The organism is Veillonella sp. 27098_8_77 (genome assembly GCF_041431535.1).
GTDB lineage: Bacteria > Bacillota > Negativicutes > Veillonellales > Veillonellaceae > Veillonella.
The window spans coordinates 34,863-47,760 of sequence record NZ_JAPVXW010000001.1 but is presented as its reverse complement, the minus strand read 5'-3'; the positions used below and the strand labels follow the sequence as shown (position 1 = coordinate 47,760).

Sequence of the window (12,898 nt, the reverse complement as noted above, 5' to 3'; positions counted from 1 at the left end):
ATATATGTTCGCTTTTATATGGCTATTTATATAATTTTCATCATATATGTACCACCATTCACCACCACCCATACACTTTCACCACATAATTAAAAGTTCAAGATCAAAACAAAAGAAAACCGCGTAGCACGAATGTACTACGCGGTTATACATACCTTAGATAGACAGGTATTCAGTGCCTACCTTTTGGGAGGTACCTTATTTAGTTGTTTTTTGAGCTACTTGAGGATTAGCAGCCAATACTTTTTCAAGCACTTCTTTAATTTCTTTATTTTGTGCTTCTAAGCTAGCAACCTTATCTTCAAGTACTTTTACAGTTGCAGGGGATGCAGGTTTAGATGGAGCTACAGGAGCAGATCCAATACCGATAGTTACACCAGCATTTGCCATTACACCATTATCACCATCATAAGCAGCACCAGCATGGAATAACAAATCAGGATTTGCATAATGAGCAACACCTAATGCAGTTGCTGTTTTACCTTTGTATGTACCAACAGCTGCCATGATTTGAGCTTTTTGGCCTTCATGGTATTCAATAGGTTTCAATGCTGCCAATGCGGCTGCAGATGCACCTACAGTTTTAACTTCACGTTCTACACTGCTAATGCGACGGGAGTTATCTTGAATTTGTGCTGTATGTTGTTCAATAGTTTCATGATCTTGAAGTGTTAGTGCACTTGCACGCAAGCTGTAATTTGCAGCTTCAGCTAATGTACTAATATCTGCAGTATTCTTGTTAACTTGTAAGCCCATTACATTGATACGTTCATTGTTTTCCAATGCAATCGCGCCTACTGCCTTAGCTAATTTAGTATTGTCGTTAACTTGATTTGTTACAGTAGCAATACTTTGTGTATTGGTATTAACTTGGTTAGATACGTCTGTTACACGGTTATTAACAGTATTAATATTAGTAGCATTTGCTTTCACAGATTCAGTAATACCAACGATAGCATTTGCATTTGTTGTTACACGGCTATCAATATTTTTAATATTTTCTGTATTCACGCTAATATTCTTAGCATTTACATTGATATTATTGATATTCGTAGTAACTTGATTAGATACTTTAGCAATGTTAGTAGTATTTGTTGTTACTTGATTGTTTACCTTTGTAATATTGTTTGTATTTTCAACAACGGATGCATTGATATTCGCAATATTATTAGTATTTTTGTTAACTTGAGCAGATACACTATTAATTGCTGCACTATGTTCATCAACCTTGTTGATTACTTTTTGAACTGTTACGTTAGTATTTTGAATTGCTTCTGCATTTTGTTTGATAGCAGCTTTGTTAATATTGATATTTTCAGTATTGTGTTTAATCTTATCAGTATTAACTTCCACTTGGCTTTGAACATTTTTAATGCGTTCTTCGTTAGCATTGGCTTTGATTGTATTCGCATTAACTTGTTCTTTCACCTTAGATACATCAGCGCTTACATTTTGCAAATCTTTGATTGCTTGTGTATTTTTGCCAACTTGATCTTTCAAGCCAGATACATCTGATTGGATGCCGTTAATAATCTTAATATTGTTTTCAACCTTAGCATTCACATTTGTTACATCAGATTTAATGCTAGTTACATCAGATTTGATGTTAGTTACATCATTCTTAATATTTGTAACTTGATTATTGATGGTCTTCACATCATTCTTGATGTTTTCAACATTGTTGTTCACAATATTAATCTTCGCATCAACCTTCGCATTAATGTTAGTAATATCATTCTTCACGATAGTTACATCAGCTTTGATATTGTTAACATTCTTTTCAACATTTACTACATTAGCTTTAATGTTGTTAATGTTAGAAGTGTTGTTTTGAATATTTACAGTATTAGCATTGATAACACTATTTTGAGCTTTAATGTTGTTTGTGATATTTTCAACTTTCTTTTCAACATTAACGATTGTAGTGTTACCTTTACCTACTTGACCTTTCAAGGATTCAATAGCTTTCGCATTAGAATCAACTTTACCGTTCAAGTTACCAATAGCCGCTGCATTTGTATCGATACGAGTGGAGTTAGCATTTACCTTAGCAGAAACATCTGCAATGTTTGCTGTATTACCAGCTACTTGTTTAGATACACTAGCAATAGCTGTTGCATTATTAGTTACATCAGTGCGAATTGCTTTAATATCTGCTGCATTCACATCAACTTTACTATTAATATTAGCTACATTGTTTTGAATAGCTGTAATAGATTTACTATTGTTTTCAATAGATTTTGCATTCGCATCAACTTTTACATTTACATTGTTGATCTTGCTATCGATATTTTTATTATTTTCAATAATCTTCGCATCGATATTCTTATCAACTTTGTTAATAATAGTTGTGTTGTTGTTAATTGCAGTTTCAATATTCTTATTGATTACTGTATTGTTATTATTAATAGCAGTTTCAATGTTCTTGTTGATTACTGTGTTGTTATTAGAAATTGCGGTGTTGATATCGTTTCTAATCACAGTGTTGTTTGCTTCAATCTTAGTATTGATTGTATTTTCTACATTTGTGATTGTTGTACCAATTTTACCATTCAATTTCTTGATAGCATCTTCATTAGCAGAGATACGTTCAGAATGATGAATAATGTTGCCATCAATGTAATCAAGACGTTGATCATGACGGTCTACGCGTTCTTTAAGGCCAGATACATCACCTTTAACGCCATCAATCTTAACATTTACATCACCAATCTTCGTATTGATTGTGTTGTTAATTTGTTTGTTGTTTTCATTGATTTTTACATCAATATTTTTATCAACCTTGTTAAGAATTGTAGTGTTATTTTCAGTAATCTTATTATCGATAGACTTATTAATAACTACATTATTTTCATTAATTTTGTTAGTAATAGTGTTTTCGATATTTGTGATTTGAGTACCAATATGGCCTTTTAATTCATCAATAGCTTTAGTATTGGATTTAACACCATCTTCTACAACACTAATACGTGTAGAATTATCTGCGATGTTATCTTGTAAGTAATCCAAACGTTGATCATGGCGGTCTACGCGTGCTTTAAGACCTGCTACATCACCTTTAACGCCATCAACTTTTACATTTACATTGTTAATAGCAGTTGTATTATTTGCAATGTTAGTTGTATTAGCATCTACTTTTACATTTGTTGCATCAATACGTTTACTATTATCTACGATAGCTTGTGCATTAACAGCAATATTCTTGGTATTGTTTGTGATGTTAGTAGTGTTATTTTCTACCTTACCATTGATATTCGTGATTTGAGTTTTAATATCGTTGATAACTGTAGAGGATTGACCTACTTTACCTTTCAATTCATCAATAGCTTTAGCGTTAATATTGATATTCTTAATGTTGTTTTCAATAGCTACCTTGTTGTCGCCGATAAACTTACGGTTTTCAAGAGCAATTGTGCCAGCTACATTAATATCTTTTGTATTTTGATCTACCCGTTTAGTTAAGCCATCTAAATCGCCTTTAATACCATCAACTTTTACATTGATATTATTAATATCACCTTTAATGCCATCTACCTTAACATTTACATTATTAATAGCTGTTGTATTAGCATCTACTTTAACATTTGTTTCGTTGATGCGTTTGCTATTATTCACGATAGCTTGTGCATTAACAGCGATGTTCTTAGTATTGTTTGTGATGTTAGTAGTATTATTTTCTACCTTAACATTTGTTTCGTTGATGCGTTTGCTATTATCTACGATAGCTTGTGCATTAACAGCGATGTTCTTAGAATTGTTTGTGATATTAGTAGTGTTATTTTCTACCTTACCATTGATATTAGTGATTTGGTTTTTAATATCGTTGATAACAGTAGAGGATTGACCTACTTGACCTTTCAATTCATCGATAGCTTTAGCATTGATATTGATATTCTTAGTATTGTTTGCAATGTTAGTAGTATTAACCTTTACATTATCTTCAACAGCACTAATGCGTGTAGAGTTATCTACAATATTGCCTTCTAAGTAATCTAAACGTTGATCATGACGATCTACGCGACCTTTGAGGCCATCCAAGTCGCCTTTAAGACCATTTAAATCACCTTTAACACCGTCAATCTTAACATTTACTTCACCAATCTTAGTATTGATTGTATTGTTGATTTGTTTATTATTTTCATTGATTTTTACATCGATGTTTTTATCAACCTTATTAAGGATTGTTGTGTTGTTTTCATTGATTTTAACATCGATATTTTTATCAACTTTATTAAGAATTGTAGTATTGTTGTTAGTAATAGCAGTTTCAATATTTTTATTGATTACTGTATTGTTATTATTAATAGCTGTTTCGATGTTTTTATTGATAACAGTGTTATTATTAGTGATTGCAGTATTGATATCATTTCTAATCACTGTATTGTTAGCTTCAATCTTAGCATTGATTGTGTTTTCAACATTAGTGATTGTAGTGCCAATTTGGCCTTTCAATTTCTTGATATCATCTTCGTTAGCACTAATACGTGTGGAGTTATCTACAATGTTGCCTTGCAAGTAGTCTAAACGTTCGTCATGACGATCTACGCGTTTAGTAAGACCAGCTACATCACCTTTAACACCATCTACACGAACATTAACATTATTGATTGCTGTTGTATTAGCATCAATTTTCTTGTTAACATCAACGATATTAGCATCGATTTTCTTGCTCAAGTCGATAATATTGTTATCAATCTTAGCGTTGATTTCATTAACTTTATTATCTACCTTCGTATTGATAGTTACATCGTTCTTATCAATCTTAGCATTAATTTCGTTAACCTTGTTATCAATCTTAGTATTGATTTCGTTTACTTTATTATCAACTTTTTTGTTGATAGTAATATTATTATTATCAATTTTTGTATTAATAACATTTACATTGTTATCGATTTTCTTGTTAATAATATTTACATTGTTATCAATATTTGCATTGATTTCAGTTACTTTGTTATCAATTTTTTGATCAATAGCAACTACTTTGTTGTCAATCTTAGTGTTGATTTCTGTAACTTTATTATCAATCTTAGTATTGATTTCATTAACTTTATTATCTACTTTTGTATTGATAGCAATGTCATTTTGATCAATCTTTTTATTGATGTTTGTAATATCATTTTTAATATTGTTGATATCTACTTGAACGTTGCCAATATTTTGACCAACTTTACCTTTCAAATCAGCAATATCTTTTGTATTGATATTGACTTGATTTGTTGTATTGCTCAAATCAGTCTTAATGTTCTTAACATCATTTTCTACAGCTTGTAAACGACCTTCATGGTTGCCCATAGCGTCAAGAATAGTATTAATACGATTATTATTAAATTCTATTTTAGTTGTATTGCCGTCAACCTTAGTGTTTACATTGTTAATTGTAGTGTTGACATTATTAATCTTAGCATCAACATCAGCATTCACTTTATTGATAATAGTTGTGTTATTAGCATTAATTTCATTTTTAATTGTCTTATTAATTTCGACATTATTTTGTTTAATGCTATTATCAATATTAGCGTTAATAACTGTATTATTAGCATTAATTTCATTTTTGATTGTCTTGTTAATTTCGACATTATTTTGTTTAATGCTATTATCAATGTTAGCGTTAATAACTGTGTTATTAGCGTTAATTTTATTATCAATGTTAGTGTTTACTGTATTGATAATATTTGTTTTACTATTATCAATTTTAATGTCTACATCTTTATTGATTTGATTAATAATCTTAGTGTTGTTTTCATTAATCTTATTATCAATTGTTGTGTTGATGTTGTTGATAGTAGTACCAACTTTACCTTTCAACTCTTCAATAGCTTTTTTATTATCATTGATGTCTTTTTTGTTATCGCCGATAAGTTTGCGGTTTTCTATCGCAATAGTATTGTTGAAAGTAATATTTTTAGTGTTTTCGTTAACTTGTTTAGACAAGTCAGCAATAGACTTGCTGTTATTATTAACGTTAACAGTCAAGTTGTTAATAGCTTTGCTATTAGCATCTACCTTAACATCTACCTTGTTAATATTCGCTTGTAATTCGTTTTTAACATTAGCGATATTTTGATTGATTTTTACATTATTTTCGTCAATCTTATTAACAATTGTTTTGTTAATTTCAACATTATTCGCTTCAATGCTATTTTTGATATTATTGTTAATAACAGTGTTATTAGCATTAATTTCATTCTTAATAGTCTTGTTGATTTCTACATTGTTAGCATTGATTTCGTTTTTAATGTTGTTATTAATAACAGTATTGTTGTTTTGAATACTTTCATTAATAGTTTTGTTTACTGTATTGATGATAGACGTATTATTCTTTTCAATCTTAGCATCAATATTTTGGTCTACTTTATTAATGATTGTTGTATTGTTATTTTCAATCTTAGCATCAATATTTTGATTTACTTGATTAATAATCGTTGTATTGTTATTTTCAATCTTATTATTAATCGTTTGATCAATATTTTGATTTACTTGATTGATGATAGTAGTGTTATTATTTTGAATTTCTTTTTTGATGTTGTTATTTACTTGATTAATAATATTCTTATTATTTTCTTCAATTTTAACATCAATCTTTGCGTTTACAGTATTGTTTACTTGATTAATAACATTGTTAGTAACCTTGTTGATAACATTTTTAGTTACATTATTTGTAACTTTGTTTTCAATGTTTTTCACACTGTTATTAAGTGTATCAACTTTTATATTAAGATTATTAATAGCTAATGTATTTTTAGATACTTTATCAGCTAAACAATAGAATTTACTATTAAGGCAGTTAACATTATTATTCAATACACTGATATTATAAGTGTTTCGGTTAACTTGATTCTTAATATTAGTCAAATCAACGATGACTTTACCAGAACCTTGTTTTTGGGATTGTTGGCCCCATTGTTGTTGCTGTTGCCATTGTTGTTGGTCTTGTTGTTGCCATTGTTGATCTTGTTGTTGAGACCATTGTTGTTGATTTTGTTGGTCTTGTTGTTGACCTTGTTGCCATTGTTGTTGATCTTGTTGATGTAAATCAATTGGTTGTTGTTCGACTGCTTGACTACCTTGGCCAGGTGTTAACCATTTTTGACTACCAATAAGATCAGTTCTATACCAATCTGCAGGTGTGGATGCAGAAGCAATGCCTCCACCCAAACTGGCACTTAACAAAATGGCTGCTACAATTGTAGTGGCTGTTTTTTGATGCGACTTAGCCAACTCAGATGTTACTACATATGCGTTCTTAGTCGCACTCCATACTACTTTGAATACCTTATTCATATTAAGTTCCCTCCCAACTTATGCGGCTCTCACCCCGCACAGATGAAATAAATGAAAATACTGGAATATACTTCACTAAATATTCACAATATCTAATTAAATACTAGCACAAGATATTTTAAAATTAAAGCGTTTTTTTAATAAGTTAAACTTATGCTTCATATTTTACTCATGATTTTACATAGTGTAAATCGTGAAAATGCCTTATCTATCAAATTTTTCCGATATAGAAATTTTCCTCTTCATTTTATATTTAATTAATATTTTTACTTGTATTTTTATTTACACAGATAAAAAAGGCCTATCAATGTATATGTATACATTAATAGGCCTTATATATTTTACCGTTTATTAATCTAGTTAGAATTTAGATTCGATAGCACCTTGCAAATCACCTTTTGGCATGTAACCAATTTTACGATCTACTACTTTGCCATCTTTCAAAATTACAAATGTAGGTAATACTTCTATTTGTAAATCACGTGCCAAGCTTGGTTCTTCATCAGTATTTACTTTTACAAAGTTAGCTTTACCTTCTAGTTCACCAGCGATTTCTTCAACAATTGGCATCATACGTACACAGTAACCGCACCATGGTGCCCAAAAATCAATAACTGTTACACCACCTTGATTAAGAAGATCTTGATATTCTGCTGTTTTTAATTCTTTTAATTCGCTCATTATTTCCTCCTAAGGCAATTGAACTAATACACAATCTTGAATGTAATCCAAACCTACCTCTTTAGCCTTCGCTAAGACTACGGGTTTATCCGCACCGGGTTGTAACCAGATTTTCTTAATTCCCAATTGCTTACATTCATCAATTGCTGCAAGCCCGGCTGCTTCTGGTACAACAAAATCAACAACGCTAGGAACAACTGGCAACGAAGATAGACTTGGATAACAAGTATCGCCATCGATACTCGTCACATTTGGATTAACCGGATAGACTTCATATCCATGCTCTTTTAAGCACTTATAAATCTTATAACCAAACTTATCGGTTTTATGAGTGGCACCTATTACAGCCCAAACTTTTTCAGCTAATGCATCTTTAATAGTCATTCTTACCACCTCTTATATACTATTATATATCAATATCGAAAATTGTCAATATATTATATCGATTTTTTTAAAACAATATGTTCACAGCGTAATTCTTCTGTTCGCGCTATATATGTTAGTAATGATTGTAAGGAGATGCTTGGCGCATCACATGTAGGAATAAATCCTGCTAACACGGCTAATTCACCTAAAATACGTTCTGCTGACCATCCCAGTTCTTTCAATTCTTTTACGGTTATACTTTTCTGCCGTTTTGAAAGCCTATGTCCATCGTTATCCATAAGAAGTGGTGCATGGCCATAGCAAGGTGGCTCCACATTCAATGTGCGATATAAATACATTTGTTGAGCCGTAGTTTCTAGTAAATCGTGCCCCCGAATGATTTCAGTAATCCCCATTGCTATATCATCTAGTACGACCGCCAAATTATAGGCATACATGCCATCCCCACGGCGCAATACGAAATCATCAACACCTTGGCGCAATACAAAATGCTGCGGCCCTTGGTATATATCGTTGAAATCCATAGTAGAATCAGTCACCTTAATACGCATTGACGGATTCTTTTCTAATCGCTTCAATCTCACTGTAGCACTATCTAAACTACGACAATGTCCATCATAGTGATGAATGACTTCTCCACGATGAGGTGCAGAAGCAATGGATTGTAAGCGAGTACGATTACAAAAACATGGATAAATCAGACCTGTATTCTCTAATTGTTGTAAGACCTCATCATACATTGACAACCGTTCACTTTGCCAATACGATAGTTCCGGTCCACCCACACGAGGACCCTCATCCCATTCAAAGCCAAGCCATTCTAAATCGTCTAACAAGGCTTCTCCTAAAGAACGCTTAGAGCGCTGCAAATCAATATCTTCCATGCGTACCACATAGGTGCCATGCTGGTTTCGTGTCGATATATACGACAAAAGGGCGATCCACACATTCCCTAGGTGGATATACCCCGTTGGGCTAGGTGCGAATCGTCCTTTCATAAATAGTATCTCCTTATTACGCAAACAATATACTATTATATTAATACATTATTATATTAACACATGGTGAGGATAGTATCCGTTTATAAACTATATATTATCCAAGGGATACAATGCTATCAAAGACACCGGCATCTTTGATTTTTTGTTCGTTACCCATAGAACAAATATGATTATCCTTTAACACAGGTTCTACCACATCTGCAAGAGCTACAATATCTTCTGGTCTACAAGCGATAACTTGTTTTCTAAATGCCACTTTATCTTCAATGTTAGCACCACTAAAATACAAGCCCATAGCACGAGGACCACGCAATGCAGGTGTCATCGGTAAATCAAGTCCACTCATAGTACCGATAATATATTTACGCATTTCTCGATCTGTTAATGTAAATTGACGTAAGTACTCTGGTAATTCTTTATATACATTAAGTGTTTCTACAAGATTTGGATCTCGATAGCTACAGAAAATCATATTACCATCGTCGTAGAAGTTAGCAAATGCACCATAAGCTCCACCTTGTACGCGAATGCGAATCCATAAGTATTCATAACGCAAGATTGTTTCCAATACGCTCATAGCACCAACATGAGTAAATCCATGATCGATGAAATTACCACCTTGCGCTACATATTGAACCTTACCAGCAGTGACAATACCTTCATTGCTCTTCGTATGTTCTATGGATAATACATTATTTGGTAATGCCTCTGCATTCCAAGAATCAAGTAATGGTTTCATTAACTCTGTAAATGGTACTAGCTCATGTTCTTCACCTACGAACATGATTTCTACATTGTTAGAACGGAAAATCTTGCGTGCTACATCAGCTAATTTTTCAGGCAACAATGGTAAAGCAGCTGGATTAGTAGCTAACTCGCTAATCTTTTGATAATAGCCTAAATTACCATCATCACGGAATTTACCAACCTTCGATACCTTTGCCATAACTCGTTGACTAACGATGGTATTACCTCTACGGAACGCCTCATTATCCCAAATAGCTTTGCCTTCTTGTACAAGTTCTGTTAAACGTGTTACATCGGTATATTGAGCATCGTGAATAACTTCATTAATGATATTGCACAACTCAGGTAATTTAGCATGTAATGCTTTACTACGCACAATCATGAGAGATACGAATTCATCTCGTTTTCCCGCTTTACTAATACCTGTAATATCAGCACTCAAACCACCAAGATTTAAGTTAATCAGTTTTGCCAAATCTTCATAAGAACGTTTGGATGTATCTACGCGGCCGATGATATCACTTAAGATATCTGCATAGAATAATTCGTCCTCAGTAAGGCAATCTAGTTTAAAATAGTAGGCCACATAATTGATGCCCTTTGTGAAAGTCGGCACAAAATGAATTTTTGTATGTCCAATCATACTTTCACGACGTTCCACATCTTCCACTTCTGGACTTAAATCAGATAATTCTAAAAGAGGAATTGTAGCTAACGCTTCTTCACTATCTGGTGTCTCTTGACGAAGTTTAAGACGTTTTGTTTGTTCTACAATAGCTTCTAACTCATCTTGTGTCATAGACGCTTTGATGTCAGCTAATTGAGCTTTAACCTCTGCATCCTTTTTATCTTGCAAGCCTTGTTCAGGATATAAGGATACGAGAGATTTATGATTGTTATCTAAAATAGAGTGACAAATCAAATCTTCAAAGTAATAACCTTGTAAACCTTTACGAATATTAGCTAATGCTTCTTCGTAGTGTAATAACTCAATTGGATCTTTTCCGTATAGCCAATTATCCATCATGCGGATGACATAAGCTAAACCGATTGGACGACCTCCAAAGTCGCTTTCACGAAGGGTAAACTCAATGCTATTAAGAGAAGCCTCTAACAATTCCTTGTCGATGCCATCCTTACATAATTGTTGTAATGTAGATTCAACAATTTCTTGTAATTGACCTTGTTTATCCATATTAGAGCCGCTGGCTTGAACAACCCAAATTGGTTGACGAATGCTATCTAAATAGTATCCAGATACATCAGAGCCAATACCAGCTTTCACCAATGCCTGTTTTAAAGGTGCTGCAGGAGATGTCAATAAAGCATGTGTTAAGACCTCAAAAGCGAGGCTTTGTTCTGGTGTTACATCTGGTAACACATAGGAGAATGCATGTAAGGTGCGATTATCCATACTTTCATCAGAACCTACACTATAAGGATATGTAATTACTTTACCTTCCTTAAACGGAGCCTGCTCAGTCACCTCAGTATCGATTTCAATAGCATCGAAATGGCTCAAATATTCATCGTTGATAAAGCGCAATTGCTCTTCAATATCCATTGTGCCATATAGGAAAATATAGCTGTTGGATGGGTGATAGTACACATCGTAGAATTTCTTGAATTTTTCGTAAGTCAAATCCGTAATATTATCTGGATTACCACCGGAGTCAACACCATATGTTGTATCAGGGAACAAGGAATACATCAATTCGCGTTCGAGAACGGAATCTGGAGAGGAGTATACCCCTTTCATCTCGTTAAATACAACGCCCTTATATGTCAATTCATCATCAACGGAGTCAAGTTCATAATGCCAACCTTCTTGCATCATGATTTCTGGATCCTTTGCTGCCCGTGGATAGAAAACGGCATCAAGGTATACGTCCATCAAATTGTGGAAATCCTTGTCATTCTTACTTGCTACTGGATACATTGTCTTATCCGGATAGGTCATAGCATTTAAGAATGTATTCAAAGAACCTTTTACAAGCTCTACAAATGGCTCTTTTAATGGAAATTTACGAGAACCACAAAGCACGGAGTGCTCCATGATATGAGCGACGCCTGTGCTATCTTGAGGAGTGGTTCTAAAAGCAATATTAAATACTTTATTAGTATCTGGTGAGTCAATATAAATAAGACGAGCACCAGATTTTTCATGTTTCATTTCATAGGCTGTGCCATTGATTTCATCAATACGTTCTATGCGATCAAGGCGAAAACCAGAATATATTTTATTCAATTCCATAGATACCCTTCTTTCTAATTTGTTTATAATGTATATATATATGTAAAATCTTAATCTATTATTGACTATCTATTATACCACATTACGAAGATTTACACGAATTTTCAAGAATTATTATCAAATTACAAAGATTATCTATAACTTATTCTTATTCATGAGATATAAATATCGCATCTATTGTGAAAATAAATCAGGACACCCTTATAGGAGTGTCCTGATTTATTATTAATCTTGTTTAATTTGCCATTTTTGGTTGCGTCGACTTGTCAAAAGACCTTCGAGGACAACCTCAAATTGGCGAAAACTCAATGTATAGGGAGCATACATATCTGGTACTACCTTATAAGATATGGTCACCTCTGACGCATCATAATTATAAAATATACCATGTAAATTGCTCACTGTTGTATAGCCTGTCTGTGCTTGCTCTAATGTAGGGATAGGTTGCGTTTTTAAATTCGCTAATAAATCGCTAATAAAACCTTCCTTACGCCCTTGATCATCGAGCATTTCGTCCATAAATGTACGTAGACTATCCATCATGTAT

6 protein-coding genes are annotated in these 12,898 nt (G+C 32.9%); all 6 read right to left on the bottom strand.

All coding sequences use genetic code 11. The features are described 5' to 3' along the window. Positions 1-198 precede the first annotated feature (198 nt). The 6 genes from O3617_RS00180 to O3617_RS00155 all read right to left on the bottom strand — a co-directional run bounded on the left by O3617_RS00180 (position 199) and on the right by O3617_RS00155 (position 12,891). A complete protein-coding gene (locus O3617_RS00180; protein WP_371447932.1) occupies positions 199-7,281 on the bottom strand; it encodes an ESPR-type extended signal peptide-containing protein in 7,083 nt (2,360 codons plus the stop codon). Between the two features lie 360 nt (positions 7,282-7,641). Further along, positions 7,642-7,962 carry a thioredoxin gene (gene trxA / locus O3617_RS00175; RefSeq protein ID WP_118354002.1) on the bottom strand — a complete coding sequence of 107 codons (321 nt, stop codon included), beginning with the start codon at positions 7,960-7,962 and terminating at the stop codon, positions 7,642-7,644. A 9-nt stretch (positions 7,963-7,971) separates the two neighbouring features. Then, entirely contained in the window at positions 7,972-8,346 is a 375-nt protein-coding gene (locus O3617_RS00170) for a CoA-binding protein (RefSeq protein WP_371448281.1), read from the bottom strand. Between the two features lie 53 nt (positions 8,347-8,399). Continuing rightward, positions 8,400-9,347 carry a tRNA glutamyl-Q(34) synthetase GluQRS gene (gene gluQRS / locus O3617_RS00165; protein ID WP_371447931.1) on the bottom strand — a complete coding sequence of 316 codons (948 nt, stop codon included), beginning with the start codon at positions 9,345-9,347 and terminating at the stop codon, positions 8,400-8,402. 97 nt (positions 9,348-9,444) lie between these two features. After that, positions 9,445-12,351, bottom strand: coding sequence for an insulinase family protein (locus tag O3617_RS00160; RefSeq protein WP_371447930.1), 2,907 nt, complete (start codon positions 12,349-12,351; stop codon positions 9,445-9,447). A 225-nt stretch (positions 12,352-12,576) separates the two neighbouring features. Then, positions 12,577-12,891, bottom strand: coding sequence for a hypothetical protein (locus O3617_RS00155; RefSeq protein WP_205097003.1), 315 nt, complete (start codon positions 12,889-12,891; stop codon positions 12,577-12,579). Between the last annotated feature and the right edge of the window lie 7 nt (positions 12,892-12,898).

Excerpts from the sequence above, each read along its gene's own strand:
- O3617_RS00160 (WP_371447930.1), bottom strand. The coding sequence starts at position 12,351 with ATGGAATTGAATAAAATATATTCTGGTTTTCGCCTTGATCGCATAGAA.
- O3617_RS00155 (WP_205097003.1), bottom strand. The coding sequence starts at position 12,891 with ATGGATAGTCTACGTACATTTATGGACGAAATGCTCGATGATCAAGGG.
- trxA (WP_118354002.1), bottom strand. The coding sequence starts at position 7,962 with ATGAGCGAATTAAAAGAATTAAAAACAGCAGAATATCAAGATCTTCTT.
- O3617_RS00170 (WP_371448281.1), bottom strand. The coding sequence starts at position 8,346 with ATGACTATTAAAGATGCATTAGCTGAAAAAGTTTGGGCTGTAATAGGT.
- O3617_RS00180 (WP_371447932.1), bottom strand. The coding sequence starts at position 7,281 with ATGAATAAGGTATTCAAAGTAGTATGGAGTGCGACTAAGAACGCATAT.
- gluQRS (WP_371447931.1), bottom strand. The coding sequence starts at position 9,347 with ATGAAAGGACGATTCGCACCTAGCCCAACGGGGTATATCCACCTAGGG.